The sequence below is a fragment of the Bradyrhizobium sp. STM 3561 genome, from assembly GCF_045571455.1.
GTDB classification, from domain to species: domain Bacteria; phylum Pseudomonadota; class Alphaproteobacteria; order Rhizobiales; family Xanthobacteraceae; genus Bradyrhizobium; species Bradyrhizobium vignae.
Genome location: NZ_CP120696.1, coordinates 1 through 13,666, shown reverse-complemented (window position 1 = coordinate 13,666; position 13,666 = coordinate 1). Strand labels below are relative to the sequence as shown.

The following is a 13,666-nucleotide window of genomic DNA, read 5'->3' as shown; positions in this document are numbered from 1 at the left end:
ACACCACGGAGAGCCCCAGGCCCTCTATCCCGCGTCGCCGCTATGGGCACGGGTGGCGGGCACCGTCGTAGCCGAGGTAAGTGCCCGATGCCGGGTCATAGGATTCGTAGCGTTGTGCACAGTATGCGCTCGCATCGGCCCTCCCCTCGCTGTTAGCGATCGCGCTCCCGATGAGAGCTCCAGCGGCAAGCCCGCCCACGACCGCAGCGCCCGGACCGTAGTGCCTATGCCAGTACGGGCGGTGCCAATCATGGTGCCAATGTCTGTACTGCACCTGTTCTACGGGTGCGCTCGGAGGGACGAGCGAGGAAGGCGCGATGGGCGCCGCGAGCGCGGCGGAGCCCGCGGTGAGCGAGACCGCGATGGCGGTGAGTGACAGAAGAGAACGTGGCAATCTCATGCATGACTCCTTGAGTTGTCGTGTGCGATGAAACGGCGGCTCGCCACCTTGCGTTCCGATTGCGCATTCTGGGAGGTGGGCGTCAGACGGTCGCACGCCCAGTGTCTTCAACGCAGAGCAAGCGGACCGAAGGGATTGACCATCTGTGCGGTACCGTACAATGCGCAGCGTTTTTCGCGCTCTGCACGACCTGAAATCCGCGCAAGGCTGCAACGTTTGAGCACAGTGCACGTTGGCTCTCGTGTGACTTCGCCGCGTGCGGCGCTTTTCATCGGGATCCTCCAATGAACATCAGCGAATTCGTTTGGCATCGTCTGTCCGAGTGGGGTTTGAAGCGCGTCTACGGTTATCCCGGTGACGGAGTGGGCGGCCTCGACGTGGCGCTTGAAAAGGCCAAAGACACGATCGAGTACGTCCAAGTTCGCCACGAGGAGATGGCCGCCTTCATGGCCTCGGCGCATGCGAAGTTCACCGGCGAGGTCGGTCTTTGCTACGCGACCTCCGGACCGGGAGCGATCCACCTTCTGAACGGCCTATACGACGCCAAAATGGACCACGTCCCGGTCGTTGCTCTCGTCGGGCAGCAGGCACGCAGCGCGATCAGTGCGAGCTATCAGCAGGAGGTCGATCTCCAGACCTTGTTTCAGGGCGTAACCGAATATGTGGCTATGGCGAGCGTGCCCGAACAGGTCCGTCATCTGATCGACCGCGCGGTGCGCATCGCGCACACTAAGCGCGCCGTAACTTGCGTGATCCTGCCAAACGATCTCCAGGAGCTCGACTACGAGGATCCGCCGATGGCGCACGGCGCAACTCACACCGGCGTCGGTTATGCCGGTCCGGCCAAGCTGCCGGATGAGGCGCTGCTTCGCGCCGCTGCCGATGTTCTCAATGCAGGCAGCAAGGTGGCGATGCTCGTCGGCGCAGGTGCGTTGGAGGCAACGGACGAGGTGATCGAAGTCGCCCAGCGCCTGCAGGCCGGAGTCGCCAAGGCGCTGCTCGGCAAAGCCGCGGTGCCGGACGACCTGCCGTTCGTCACCGGATCCATCGGCCTGTTGGGGACGCGGCCAAGCTGGGACCTCATGAAGAACTGCGACACGTTCCTGATGGTAGGCTCCGCCTTTCCCTATAGTGAGTTTCTGCCGAAGCCAGGGGCCGCGCGCGGCGTGCAAATCGACATCGATGGCGGCCGACTGAGCCTGCGCTATCCCATGGAGGTCAACATGGTTGGCGACAGCGCGACGACGCTGCGCGCGCTTCTGCCGCTGCTCACGCAGAAGAAGGACTCGTCCTGGCGCCGCGACACCGAGAAGGGCATGGCCGAGTGGTGGGACACGCTGAAGGAACGAGCGATGAATTCCGCCGAGCCGCTCAATCCGCAGCGGGTGTTCTGGGAGTTGTCGCCGCGGCTACCTGACAACGCCATCATCACCGCGGATTCCGGCTCAGTAGCTAATTGGTACGCGCGCGATCTGCGGATGCGGCGGGGCATGAAGGCGTCGCTCTCGGGTGGTCTTGCCTCGCTCGGCGCCGGGACGCCTTACGCCGTTGCAGGAAAGATGGCTTTTCCCGATCGCACCGTCATCGCGTGCATGGGCGACGGCGCTATGCAGATGAACGGCCTCAACGTCATGATCACCATTTCCAAATACTGGAAACGCTGGTCGAACCCGCGGCTGATCGTGCTGGTGCTCAACAACCGCGATCTCAATCAGGTGACTTGGGAAGAGCGCATCCAGCTCGGCGCGGGTAAGACCGAGTCGACCCAAAGCATTCCTGACTTCCCCTATCATCGCTACGCCGAGCTGCTCGGCCTCAAAGGCATCTTTGTGGACAATCCCGATCGCGTCGGTGCGGCGTGGGACGAGGCGCTCGCGGCCGATCGGCCTGTGATCCTCGAAGCGTATACCGATCCCAACGTGCCGCCGCTGCCTCCGCACATCACGCTGAAGGATGCCAAGAACTTCGTCAGCATGATCCCGTCAGAGCCGGAGCTGGGAAGCGTGCTCAAGAACAGCGCGAAGGAATTGTTGACGAGTGTCTTGCCTGGGAAAGACTGATGCGATCCGACGTCCCAATCCGTAGCGTGCGCGCCGAGGCGTACACGGTCCCGACCGATCGACCCGAGGCGGACGGCACGATCGCCTGGAACTCCACTACCATCGTGCTCGTCGAGGTCGAGGGCGGGGGACGGGTCGGCCTCGGTTACACCTATGCGAGCGCCTGCATTGTCGGGTTGATTCGGGACAAGCTCGGTGCTGTGATCGCGGGAAAGGATGCCCTGGCGCCCGAAGCCTGTTTTGCGGCCATGCAGCGGGCTGTCCGCAACCTTGGCCGCGCAGGCCTCGCGGCAACGGCTATCTCCGCGATCGATACCGCGCTGCATGACCTCAAGGCGCGCCTACTCGATTTGCCGCTCGCCGTGCTTCTCGGCGCGCGCCACACCTCCATACCGATCTATGGCAGCGGCGGCTTCACCACCTATTCCGACGCGGAGCTGGAGCAGCAGCTCGGAGGCTGGGTTGCGAAGGACGGCTGCGCATTCGTCAAGATGAAGATCGGCTCCGAGCCTGAGCGGGATCCCCATCGCGTGGCGGTGGCCAAGCGCGCGATCGGCGATGCCGCACTGTTCGTGGACGCTAACGGCGCCTTCACCCCCAGGCAGGCGATCCGGCTGGCGCACATCTTCGCCGAGCAGGACGTCAGATGGTTCGAGGAGCCGGTCTCGTCTGACGACCTGCCTGGACTGGCGATGGTGCGGCAACATGCGCCGTTCGGAATGGATGTGGCCGCCGGCGAGTACGCCTACACCGTCGACTATGTGCGCACCATGCTTGCGAGCGGTGCGGTGGATGTGCAGCAGGCGGACGCGACGCGATGCGGCGGCTTCACCGGCTTTCTCGAGATCGCAGCGTTGTGCAATTCCTTTCACGTCGACCTTTCTGCTCACTGTGCGCCGGCCCTGCATCTGCCTGTCGCCTGTGCCGCGCCCCGCATGCGTCACCTCGAATGGTTTCACGATCACGTCCGCATCGAGCATATGCTTTTCGATGGCGCGGCGCGGCCCCATGACGGCCGGATTACCCCCGATCTGACCGTCCCGGGGAATGGGCTGATCTTCAAGCGCGCCGATGCCGCTGCCTACGCCGTACCGGAGGCCGCATGAGGTCGCCCGGAGAACGCGACCTGATGGTGATGGCCGGAATCGCGGCATCCGGGGTCGTCCTTGTCTCACTGTTGTCGGCCGCATCCGCGCCGGCTGGCAGATCCGAAACCCGCTTGGCCCCGCGTCGCAATCGCTCCAGCTGTGGGCAAACCGTGGAAACGGCGCGAAAGCTCAACCGGGCTGCAGGAACGCTCGCAGCCTCGGTGCTCGCCGATTCCAGCGTCGAACATTACCGGGGCTCGTTCAAGAATAAGGCCATGTACACGCCGCTGCTGGTTTCGGCGCTCACGATGGCGACGAGCCTGCACGGCACCGCTGACATGCGCCCCTTCGCGCACAAGGCGCGCGATGCCATTTATCTGCTTGCGGCGGCGACCGGCCTGGTCGGCTCCGGATTCCATCTCTATAACGTCGGCAAGCGCGTGGGTGGCTTCAGCTGGCAAAATCTGTTCTACGGCGCGCCGCTCGGCGCACCCATGGCGATTCTGCTGTCGGGGCTGCTCGGCTTCTGTTCGGAACGGGTGCGTGGAGCGAGGCGGACGCGCCCGCGCATCTTCGGTCTACCGGCGGGACGTACGATCGCCGCGGTCGCGGGCGCAGGCCTGCTCGGCACGACCGGTGAGGCAGGATTGCTCCATTTTCGCGGCGCCTATCACAACCCCTTCATGCTTTTGCCGGTGACACTGCCGCCGATCGGAGCAGCTCTTCTGCTGTGGGCCGCTGGAAGCGGGGCGGCCAGAACGCATCTGTTCACCCGCTGGTGGATGCGTTTGCTGACCGCCATGGGCGTGGCCGGTGTCGGCTTCCACGCGTACGGCGTCTCGCGAAATATGGGCGGCTGGCGCAACTGGAGCCAGAACATCCTGAACGGACCGCCGCTGCCGGCGCCGCCAAGCTTTGCAGGCCTCGCGCTTGCGGGTCTGGCCGCACTCGGTCTCATGAAGGTGCAACCCGATGCATGAACGAAGTGATCGGTATCCAGGATATGACGTTCTCGCCAAACGGTCGGGTCCATCTTGGAACGACAAGACGCGTGAGGTCATCAGACGGCGGCTGGCGATCGTGCCCGAGCCGCGCTTCTTCACAGCGGACGAATACAAGGCCGTCGTGGCGATCGCCGATCGCATCGTTCCGCAGCCGTGCGACCGTCCGCCGGTGCCGATCGCCGCGCTGGTCGATCGCAAGCTGATCGATCAGGTCATGGACGGATACCGCAGGTCCGGCATGCCCAGGGACGGCGAGGCATGGCGTCATGGCCTGCGAGCGCTGAACGCGGAAGCCACAGCGGCTTACGGCAAGCGTTTTACGGAGCTGCCGGAGCCCTTGCAGGCCAAGCTGCTACATGCCGCTCAATCCGGGGAATTGAATTCAGGCGAATGGGGCGAAATGCGATGCGAGGTCTTCTTCAAGCATCGCCTGGGCCGCGACATCGTGCTTGCCTACTACGCCCACCCGACCGCCTGGAGCGAGGTCGGCTGGGGCGGTCCCGCGAGCCCACGCGGCTACGTGCGCCTCGATATGGACGAGCGCGACCCCTGGGAAGCCGCCGAGGCGAAAGACGGCAACGAGGCTGCAGCGCGCCGGAGCAATCGCCATGTCCGATGATCCCTTGCATCACCCGCGAGCATGTGTTGGCCGGGCGCCGGACGTCTTCCGTCCTGGCGGCTGGGTGCCGATGCGGCAACACCGGGAAAGCGAGCCGGTCGATTTTGTTATCGTCGGGACGGGCGCGGGCGGGGGCACACTCGCCTGCAAGCTGGCCGAATACGGGTTCTCGGTCGTTGCGCTCGACGCTGGTCCCTATTTCAGGCCGCTTGAGGATTTTGCTTCCGACGAATCCGAGCAGACCAAGCTGTATTGGACCGATGATCGCATCGTCGACGGCGCCAATCCGCTGCAGCTCGGCAGCAACAATAGCGGCAAGGCCGTGGGCGGCTCCACGGTGCACTTCGCCATGGTCTCGCTGCGCTTCCGGCCGGAATGGTTCAAGTCGCGCACCGTGCTTGGCTACGGCGCCGACTGGCCACTCGATTGGCGCGAGATGTGGGGCTACTACACCGAAGTTGAGCAGGCGCTGAAAATAGCCGGCCCAGTGACCTATCCGTGGGGCCCGCCGCGTCCGCGATACCCGTATCGCGCGCACCCGTTGAACGGCGCGGCTTGGGCGATGGCGAAGGGTTGCGAGGCGCTGGGCATCAAGTGGACGGAGACGCCGCTCGCAACGCTGTCTGCGCCGCGAGGGCCGGCTCATCCTTGCGTCTATCGCGGGTTTTGCGTCACCGGCTGCTCGACGAACGCCAAGCAGAGCGCGTTGGTCACCTGGATTCCGCGCGCGATCGCCGCTGGCACGGAGATCCGCGATCTCGCGATGGTCGGCCGCATCGAGGTTGAGCCGTCGGGCCTCGTCTCCGGGGTTCACTATTACCGGGAAGGCGCTTGGCGTTTTCAGCGCGCGCGCAACGTCGTTGTCGCCGGCTACGCGATCGAGACGCCACGGCTATTGTTGAACTCTGCGACGCCTCGCTATCCGGACGGCCTTGCCAACAGTTCGGGTTTGGTCGGGAAGAACCTGATGGCGCAGTCCAATCAGGCTGTGTGGGGGCGGCTCGCGCAGGAGGTGCGTTCATACAAGGGGCCGCCCTCGCTCGCCATCACCGAGCACTGGAATTATGAAGACAAGGGCAAGGATTTTTTCGGCGGCTATTCGTACATGAGCCAGGGTCCGCTGCCGCAACTCTGGGCCAACACCTTGTTCAGTGCTCGCGGCCTATGGGGGAACAGCCTCGTCGAGACCATGAAGGACTACAATCACGTGGTCGGTCTCAAGATCGTCGGCGAGATGCTGCCGCAGGAATCGAATCGGGTGACCCTGGCCGACGAGGTCGACCAGTATGGACTGCGGATTCCCCGGATCACCTATTCCTGGTGCGACAACGACAAACGTCTGATCGATCACTCGCTCAAATTCATGAGGCGCGCGCTCGAGGCGGTGGACGCAACCGACATCTGGATCCAAGACGACGACACTTGCCATCTGAACGGCACCGCGCGCATGGGCAGCGATGCCAGCACCAGCGTCGTCGATGCGGACTGCCGGAGCTGGGACATTCCAAACTTATGGATCTGCGATGGCTCTGTCTTCCCGACTGTGGGGGGCGCCAACCCATCGTTGACGATCCAGGCGATCGCGTGCCGGACGGCTGATCGCATCCGTGCTTTGGCCCGTCAAGGAGAGATGCGGCACTGATGCGCGCGAATATCTTGGGGATCGAAAGAGGGATGACATGAGACACAAAGTTCTGAGCAAGAACGGAGCCCAGCGGACCTTGGCTGTAGTGCTCGAGACCGGCGAAGAAGCGATGAGCTGCCTGTCGTCCTTCGCGAAGGAGCAACGGATATCTGCGGCACAGATCACCGGCATCGGAGCCTTCAGCGAGGTCGTCCTGAAGTACTTCGACTGGGAAAGGAAGGAGTACTTGGACAACCGGGTTGACGAACAGGTCGAGGTCGCTTCTTTGATCGGTGATGTCGCCCTTGATCCCTCGGGCGAGCCTTCCGTTCACGTTCATCTGGTGGTCGGCAGGCGCGACGGGACCGCACTTGCCGGACATTTGGGGTCGGCCGTGGTGCGGCCGACGCTCGAGGTCCTTATCGAGGAAAGCCCAACACATCTGCGAAAGAGGCACGATCCCGAGAGCGGATTGGCCCTGATCCGGCTGGAGAACTAGGATGGGAAAGATTGGCTCCGCGGTCTGGGCCATCCCGGAAGGCTACATTCCAAGCGACAGCGTCAGCGACGCCCATGATCTCGTCTCTCACGAAGCGGCGTGCTTCCTGAACACGGGGGACCGCGACGTCGAGGTGAAGATCACCCTGTTCTTCGAGACGCGGGAGCCGGTCGGTCCATATCTGGTCACGGTACCCGCCAAACGCACTCTCCACATGCGTTTCAACGATCTGACCGATCCGGCACCGGTGCCGCGCGACACAAGCTATGCGTCTCTCATCGAGGCGAGTGCGCCCGTGGTCGTTCAACATACGAGGCTCGATTCCCGCCAGCCCGCGATGGCGCTGCTTACCACCATCGCATTTCCTGCCGTCGAGACATCGACCACCAGCACAGAGGGAGCCCAGGCATGAATGACTTGCCGGTCAAGCCGACCAAGGTGGTCGTGATCACCGGTGCGTCCGCAGGCGTCGGTCGCGCGGTCGCCCACCGCTTCGCGCGGGCAGGCTTCTCCATGGGACTCATCGCCCGCGACCCGGCGGCTCTCGAAGAAGTGCGAGACGAGGTCGCAAAGCTTGGAGGATCGGCTATCGTCCTCTCCTTGGATGTGGCCGATGCGGCCGCGGTGTTTGCCGCGGCGGACCGAGTGGCCGGGGTTTTCGGACACATCGACGTCTGGGTGAACGACGCGATGGTGACCGTTTTTTCACCCACCTGGAAGATAACGCCGGATGAATTCCGGCGCGTGACCGAGGTTACCTATCTCGGCTTCGTTCACGGCACGATGGCGGCGCTCCGCCACATGCGGCCGGCCAATCGAGGATCCATTATCCAGATTGGATCGGCGCTGTCGTATCGCGGCATTCCCCTGCAATCAGCTTACTGTGGAGCAAAGCATGCAATCAGAGGCTTCACGGATTCGCTCCGTGCCGAATTGATCCACGAACGGAGCCGGATCACGCTCACAATGCTGCAGCTCCCTGCCGTCAATACCCCCCAGTTCGACTGGGCGAGAGCGCACATGGCGCGAGCTCCACGGCCTGTCGCTCCGGTGGTGGAGCCAGAAGCCATCGCGGAAGCCGTCTTCCGGGCGGCGTGCAGGCCGGCCCGCGAGTATTGGATCGGCTTGAGCACTCTGAAGGTCATCCTCGGCAATATGCTCATGCCGGGGCTGCTGGATCGATATCTAGCCAAGGTTTGCGTCGAAGGCCAGCAGACCGACGATCCGATCGGTCCCGATCGGATCGATAATCTGTACGAGCCAGTGCGTTCGCTTCACCGCACGCGCGGAAGCTTCAGCGCTGAATCCGCGTCCTCTGCCACGATTTCCTTCGGCACGCTCGACCGATGGGTGCCTCATGCCGCCACCTTGTTAGCAGGAACGCTGCTTGGGGTGCTGTTTGTCTGGAGCACGAAGCGCAGCGGCTCGAGTGCCGCGCGTGCGGAACAGCGGCGCACTGACCGGCTGAAGGCGCGCTGATCGTGCCAAGATTGATCGAAGACTACGGGATGATCGGAGATGGCCAGACGGCTGCGCTCATCGATCGCAAAGGTTCGATAGACTGGTTGTGCTGGCCTCGTTTCGATTCCGATGCTTGTTTCGCCGCGCTGTTGGGTACTCCCGCGAATGGCCGCTGGAAGGTGGCGCCAAGCGCGTCATACCGCTGTAGCTGTCGACGCTATCAGGCTGATACGCTCATCCTTGAGACCGAACTCGAAACGTTTTCGGGGTGCATCAGGCTGGTGGACTTCATGCCCGTCCACGATGGAGCTTGCGCCATCATGAGAGTGGTGCAGGGGGTTCGAGGAAAGGTGCAAGTCCGAAGCGAGCTGGACCTTCGGTTCGATTACGGATCGTTGCGCCCTTCGATCGAAGTCGAAGATGTGCGGGCAATCGCGTTCGTCGGACCCGACCTGGTCGTGCTGCATTCACCGACGTCGCTCCGACGTGAGGGCTCCAGCATTGTGGCGGAGCTCGAGGTGGAAGAAGGACGACAGGTCGATTTCTGCTTGCGATACGGTGCCTCCAATGCCCATCCGCCGCCGCCGCTCGGGGTCAAGAGCAGTTTGTCCGCAACGCAGCAATATTGGCGCACCTGGATCCAGCAATTCCGGTTTCAGACGAAATGGCCGGACGCAGTCCGGCGCTCTCTCCTGACTTTGAAGGCTATGATCTTTCGCCCGTCGGGCGGCATCATCGCAGCGCCGACGACTTCTCTTCCTGAGGCCATGGCTGGCGATATGAACTGGGACTACCGCTATTGCTGGCTTCGCGACGCGACCTTCACTCTGAGTGCGCTTCTGGACGCCGGCTATCACGAGGAAGCTGAATCATTTCGGGACTGGCTTCTCCGAGCGGTCGCCGGCGAGCCGGACAAGATGCGGATTATGTATCGCGTCGATGGTTCAAGGCGCCTCGAAGAGTGGGTTGCATCCTGGCTGCCGGGATGCAACTGGGCTGAACCGGTCCGCATTGGGAACGCTGCAGCCTCCCAATTCCAACTCGACGTATATGGAGAGCTGGTGGATTCGGTTTCCGCAGCTGCGAAGGCTGGGATCAGCCCTTCCGGCCGCGAGGTCATGCTCATCACTTCTGTCGTCGAACACGACGAGCGGGTTTGGGAGCTTCCGGATCACGGTCTGTGGGAGCTCAGGGGAAAACCGCGTCACTACACCTATTCAAAGGTCTCTGCCTGGGCAGCCGTCGACCGCTTCGTCAGACGCCAAGACCTTCATTCTGGCTCGGCTCTAGATCAGCTCGAACGGATGCGCGCGCTGAGGGACAGGATGCATCGCGAGATTTGCGATCGGGCCTTCGATCCGTCGCTCGGCACTTTTGTCGGGTTCTACGGCAGCGAGAAGGTCGACGCCAGCCTGCTGAATCTCCCTCTTGTTGGCTTCCTGCCGGTGACGGATGAACGCGTCCGCAAGACCATCGCGACGATCGAGCGGGAGTTGGTTCAGGAAGGTTATGTGCACCGTTGGGGACCGAAGAAAGAGGTGAGGGAAGCCGCTTTCCTCGCTTGCAGCGGCTGGCTCGCGGATTGTCAACTGATGCAGAGCAGGAAGGCCGAGGCCGAGAGGACTTTTCAGCGCCTACTCGATGCAGCGAACGATCTCGGCTTGCTGTCAGAGGAATATGACGTGCATGCGGGACGGCTTGCCGGCAACTTCCCCCAGGCGCTCAGTCACCTCGCGCTGGTACGCACGGCGCTCCGCTTCAGCGCGAAGGTTTCAGATCGAGGCGAGGAGCACGAGCGATCCCCTCAGCGCGAGGGTGGAGTGTAACGGTGCTTTTGCGGTGAGAGTTTCTTTCCCGGGTAGCAGAAGATGGGGCTGGAGTGCTATCGAGCCCTTCACAGCAAATAGAATCGCTGCACTGACCGCTGGATGGAACTTCCAGTGGCTGGTTCCGTTTGACTCGCCGACGAACCAGGAACGCACAGGAGATGATCCACACCAACGCTCAAGGGACATTTCGTGGCACCCCGGTTCGCAACAGGCTTCTACGGCTCATCCCGGATCATGAGCTTTTGGAAGTCATGTCGAGATCGGAGACGGTCCGGATTTCGCCGCGCCAAATCTTGCATCATTGGCGGCTGCCGATGGAGCACGTGTACTTTGTAGAGCACGGACTGGTCTCCGTTTCAGCGCGAGTGGAGCAGGACCGGTTCATCGAAGCCTGGCTCATTGGCTCCGAGGGAATGATTGGCGCTCCGCTGGTGCTGACGGAGATCGATCAGAGCCCTCCTCATCGCAGAGTAGTGCAGGTCGGTGGGACGGCAATACGACTGTCCGCCCCTGAATTTCTTTCCATGATGCCGACGCTCCCGAGTTTAAGGAAGGCTCTTCTCAGATATGTGGATGTCGTTTTACTGCAGACCTCGCAATCGGGCGTCTGCAATGCGGTGCACTCCCTCAAACAACGGCTGGCACGTTGGTTGCTCGTTGCCAGCAACGCACTCGATGATGAAAAGTGACCCCTCACCCACGAAGTCTTGGGTCATCTTCTTGGTGTTCGACGAGCAAGCGTGACCGAATGCCTTGATGCCCTCGAGAAGGACGGGTTGATTCACAGTTCGCGCGGGCTCGTAAACATCATCAACTCTCAAGCGCTGCGGCAAGTTTCCTGCACCTGTTACGACACGATCGCGCGAGAATATCGAAGACAGCTAAATCCAGAGAATGACGTCAAACAAAACTAGCGCGTGCTTCGCACCACGGCTGGCAGCGAGGGTTCGTCCGTCATGATGCCGCTAAGCTGGGGCACACCACACGAGAGATTGGAAGCAGTCGCTATCTCGTTAAGGCGCCAGCGCGGCCGTTGGGCCGCGGCCGATGGTCGGCGAGCGGGAGGCTTTTGCGATGGCTTTACGCATGCGGGGGCGGCGTTTGGTTGAGCAGTTGAGCTAAGGCCGTCACGACTTGGGCAGGCGCGAATGGCTTGTGCAAAAGAATGCTATTCGGCACGCCGTGAGAAGGCCACTCGTCTGCTGCGGCCCCGGTCATGTAAATCACTGGTAACTCTGGATTAAGCTCTCTGGCGCGTTTGGCAACGTCCCAGCCTGATAGCGAACCGCGCACGTTGATATCGGTCAATAGAGCGCGGTGTTTGGTGCTGTCTGCTTCGAGGAGTTGAATCGCTTCCTCTCCTGAGGGGACAACCTGCGTTTCAAATCCACCGTCGGACAGGGCGTCTCGAACCATATCCTGAACAAGAACGTCATCCTCAAGAACGAGGACGAGCAGCATTTCGTTTTGCACCGGCCCCATCCTCACTGCGCGACATCGCGGCGGGATAGAAAAGTGCAAAAGTGCACAAAGTTCCAAAGAAACCGGAAACCCGCGCCGCCAACACTCTCTCAAGACAGCGGCTTGGCCAGCGCAAGTTGAAGGCGCTCGACATCCTGCTCGTGAATTCGTTGTGTATCGCGTAAGGTGGCCAGCACCGACTGGGCCGCCCCGGTGTCGTGTCCCCACCTGTCAAGCTCTGTGATCAGTCGCTCTTGATGCTCAATGAGGCGCAGTCCGTTGGCCGCATGCCGCTCGGCCAACGCAAGGTGCCGTTCCAGTAAGGTGCGGTCCATACTGGATCATATCCTCGCAGGGCTTCCGTCGCACTCCCTCAGGGACACCGCATTGACCGGGCGGTGGTATTTTCGCAATGGATGAAATGCGAAGAACTTGGTTTGAACCAAATCCGGTCCGTTCTGCCCCGATGACCGGACCCCGGTCAGACGCACCGCAACTTTGCTGAAGGGCAATTTGCGTCCCCGGCGATCTCACCCCATGCGATAACTTAGGACGTCAGCCGATCTAACGGCAGCTCGAGCCTTGCGATCAAACCGCTCTCCGGCCAGTCACGGGACAGGGAGCCGTTCAACCCATCTATGCTCTTCGCGGCGAGGAGAGACCCGAACCCGGCGGAATTCGGAATGTTCCGGACGACAGGGCCACCACTCTCCTCCCATTGCAGGTAAACGCGATCAGCCTCCTGGCGCCATAGGACGTCGAGCTTGCCGCCAGCCGTCGATAACGCTCCATATTTCGCAGCGTTCGTTGCGAATTCGTGGAACACTAGCGCGAGGAAATTCGTCGCTCTTCTGCCAAGCTGGATCTCCGGCCCTTCGAGCCGGACCGTCTCAACCGGGTAAGGGCGAAGGATGGTGCGGAGAAGGACGGCCAGACTGGTCACCCGATTGGTTTCTTCCGCTCGGCTTGACTGCACCAGATCATGCGCAAGCGAAAGCGCCTGCAGTTTGCCCCTCATTGCGTCCGCCAGGTCTCGGCCCGTGAGATGCTGCTCTGCGCCCATGTTGAGCAGCGCCTGGACGACGGCGAGCACGTTCTTCAATCGGTGGCTCATTTCGCGGGCGAGCATCTCCTGCCGGCGGAGGGACTGTTCGATCTGACGATCATGCTCGGCCACCCGAAGCGCCAAACCGGCGAACGAGGCCATCTCCGTGGCGATCTCGGCGTGGTTCGCGTCGAAGTGGCCTTCGGCCTTCGCGATCAGCCACAGGGTCCCCAGCGGCTCGTCCGCTCCCCGGTACAAAGGCACGAGCAAGCATTCCGGAATGGAGATATTGGCTTCCTGCAGCCAGGTGTAAGCGCGTTCGGGTCGCGCCAGGAGGATCGGCCTCCGCTGGTCGAGCGTGATTCCGCACGGACTGTAGAATCTCGGCGTTGTCGTGCCGGCGAACCGCTCCATCTCGCCTCGGACGTGGCGCCAACGGAAAATTCCGGGTGCGGGGTCCGGCTCGTACAGGCTGATGCCGCCCGACGCGGCTTCACACTGGTCCATGGCGCTGTCGACCAGGGCGGGAAGCAACAGTTGCGGATCGTCGATCATGGCCCGAGCCAGATCGCGCAT

The 13,666-nt window shown here is 62.3% G+C and carries 14 protein-coding genes and 1 pseudogene; 11 read left to right on the top strand and 4 right to left on the bottom strand.

Features of this window, described 5'->3' with window-relative positions; translation table 11 throughout:
- Positions 1 to 40 precede the first annotated feature (40 nt).
- Entirely contained in the window at positions 41 to 400 is a 360-nt protein-coding gene (locus P6U28_RS39425) for a BA14K family protein (protein WP_407123367.1), read from the bottom strand.
- Between the two features lie 284 nt (positions 401 to 684).
- Here P6U28_RS39425 and P6U28_RS39420 point away from each other — a divergent pair, with 284 nt between their 5' ends.
- The 11 genes and pseudogenes from P6U28_RS39420 to P6U28_RS39370 all read left to right on the top strand — a co-directional run.
- Positions 685 to 2,460 carry a thiamine pyrophosphate-requiring protein gene (locus P6U28_RS39420; RefSeq protein ID WP_407123366.1) on the top strand — a complete coding sequence of 592 codons (1,776 nt, stop codon included), beginning with the start codon at positions 685 to 687 and terminating at the stop codon, positions 2,458 to 2,460.
- Positions 2,460 to 3,566: an enolase C-terminal domain-like protein gene (locus P6U28_RS39415; protein ID WP_407123365.1), complete on the top strand. Its 1,107-nt coding sequence runs from the start codon at positions 2,460 to 2,462 to the stop codon at positions 3,564 to 3,566. The genes P6U28_RS39420 and P6U28_RS39415 overlap by 1 nt, the downstream gene beginning before the upstream one ends.
- A gap of 23 nt (positions 3,567 to 3,589) precedes the next feature.
- Positions 3,590 to 4,528, top strand: a complete 939-nt coding sequence (locus P6U28_RS39410; protein ID WP_407123496.1) for a hypothetical protein — start codon at positions 3,590 to 3,592, stop codon at positions 4,526 to 4,528.
- Positions 4,521 to 5,171, top strand: coding sequence for a gluconate 2-dehydrogenase subunit 3 family protein (locus P6U28_RS39405; RefSeq protein ID WP_407123364.1), 651 nt, complete (start codon positions 4,521 to 4,523; stop codon positions 5,169 to 5,171). The genes P6U28_RS39410 and P6U28_RS39405 overlap by 8 nt, the downstream gene beginning before the upstream one ends.
- Positions 5,161 to 6,813: a GMC family oxidoreductase gene (locus tag P6U28_RS39400; RefSeq protein WP_407123363.1), complete on the top strand. Its 1,653-nt coding sequence runs from the start codon at positions 5,161 to 5,163 to the stop codon at positions 6,811 to 6,813. The genes P6U28_RS39405 and P6U28_RS39400 overlap by 11 nt, the downstream gene beginning before the upstream one ends.
- A gap of 37 nt (positions 6,814 to 6,850) precedes the next feature.
- Positions 6,851 to 7,294 (top strand): PPC domain-containing DNA-binding protein, encoded by a 444-nt coding sequence (locus P6U28_RS39395; protein ID WP_407123362.1) that lies wholly within the window; start codon positions 6,851 to 6,853, stop codon positions 7,292 to 7,294.
- Between the two features lies 1 nt (position 7,295).
- Complete coding sequence (locus P6U28_RS39390) at positions 7,296 to 7,706, top strand: sensory rhodopsin transducer (RefSeq protein WP_407123361.1); 411 nt, start codon at positions 7,296 to 7,298, stop codon at positions 7,704 to 7,706.
- A gap of 5 nt (positions 7,707 to 7,711) precedes the next feature.
- On the top strand, positions 7,712 to 8,773 hold the full coding sequence (locus P6U28_RS39385; protein ID WP_407123495.1) for an SDR family oxidoreductase: 1,062 nt from the start codon (positions 7,712 to 7,714) through the stop codon (positions 8,771 to 8,773).
- Between the two features lie 2 nt (positions 8,774 to 8,775).
- Complete coding sequence (locus P6U28_RS39380; protein WP_407123360.1) at positions 8,776 to 10,581, top strand: glycoside hydrolase family 15 protein; 1,806 nt, start codon at positions 8,776 to 8,778, stop codon at positions 10,579 to 10,581.
- Positions 10,582 to 10,742: 161 nt separating this feature from the next.
- Positions 10,743 to 11,273, top strand: a complete 531-nt coding sequence (locus P6U28_RS39375) for a Crp/Fnr family transcriptional regulator (protein WP_407123359.1) — start codon at positions 10,743 to 10,745, stop codon at positions 11,271 to 11,273.
- A 12-nt stretch (positions 11,274 to 11,285) separates the two neighbouring features.
- Positions 11,286 to 11,498 (top strand): annotated as a pseudogene (locus tag P6U28_RS39370) (helix-turn-helix domain-containing protein); the annotation flags it as partial.
- Between the two features lie 166 nt (positions 11,499 to 11,664).
- On the opposite strand, the gene P6U28_RS39365 reads toward P6U28_RS39370, so the two are convergent.
- From P6U28_RS39365 to P6U28_RS39355, 3 genes are all read right to left on the bottom strand, one after another.
- The gene (locus P6U28_RS39365; RefSeq protein WP_407123358.1) at positions 11,665 to 12,066 is read right to left on the bottom strand and encodes a response regulator; all 402 of its coding nucleotides are present in this window, start codon (positions 12,064 to 12,066) and stop codon (positions 11,665 to 11,667) included.
- An 89-nt stretch (positions 12,067 to 12,155) separates the two neighbouring features.
- Complete coding sequence (locus tag P6U28_RS39360) at positions 12,156 to 12,380, bottom strand: hypothetical protein (RefSeq protein WP_407123357.1); 225 nt, start codon at positions 12,378 to 12,380, stop codon at positions 12,156 to 12,158.
- Between the two features lie 212 nt (positions 12,381 to 12,592).
- Positions 12,593 to 13,666 carry an HWE histidine kinase domain-containing protein gene (locus tag P6U28_RS39355; RefSeq protein ID WP_407123356.1) on the bottom strand — a complete coding sequence of 358 codons (1,074 nt, stop codon included), beginning with the start codon at positions 13,664 to 13,666 and terminating at the stop codon, positions 12,593 to 12,595.

Coding starts and splice junctions, on each gene's coding strand:
- P6U28_RS39355 (WP_407123356.1), bottom strand. CDS start 13,666: ATGCGCGATCTGGCTCGGGCCATGATCGACGATCCGCAACTGTTGCTT.
- P6U28_RS39375 (WP_407123359.1), top strand. CDS start 10,743: ATGATCCACACCAACGCTCAAGGGACATTTCGTGGCACCCCGGTTCGC.
- P6U28_RS39360 (WP_407123357.1), bottom strand. CDS start 12,380: ATGGACCGCACCTTACTGGAACGGCACCTTGCGTTGGCCGAGCGGCAT.
- P6U28_RS39410 (WP_407123496.1), top strand. CDS start 3,590: ATGGTGATGGCCGGAATCGCGGCATCCGGGGTCGTCCTTGTCTCACTG.
- P6U28_RS39400 (WP_407123363.1), top strand. CDS start 5,161: ATGTCCGATGATCCCTTGCATCACCCGCGAGCATGTGTTGGCCGGGCG.
- P6U28_RS39395 (WP_407123362.1), top strand. CDS start 6,851: ATGAGACACAAAGTTCTGAGCAAGAACGGAGCCCAGCGGACCTTGGCT.
- P6U28_RS39420 (WP_407123366.1), top strand. CDS start 685: ATGAACATCAGCGAATTCGTTTGGCATCGTCTGTCCGAGTGGGGTTTG.
- P6U28_RS39415 (WP_407123365.1), top strand. CDS start 2,460: ATGCGATCCGACGTCCCAATCCGTAGCGTGCGCGCCGAGGCGTACACG.
- P6U28_RS39425 (WP_407123367.1), bottom strand. CDS start 400: ATGAGATTGCCACGTTCTCTTCTGTCACTCACCGCCATCGCGGTCTCG.
- P6U28_RS39405 (WP_407123364.1), top strand. CDS start 4,521: ATGCATGAACGAAGTGATCGGTATCCAGGATATGACGTTCTCGCCAAA.
- P6U28_RS39365 (WP_407123358.1), bottom strand. CDS start 12,066: ATGGGGCCGGTGCAAAACGAAATGCTGCTCGTCCTCGTTCTTGAGGAT.
- P6U28_RS39390 (WP_407123361.1), top strand. CDS start 7,296: ATGGGAAAGATTGGCTCCGCGGTCTGGGCCATCCCGGAAGGCTACATT.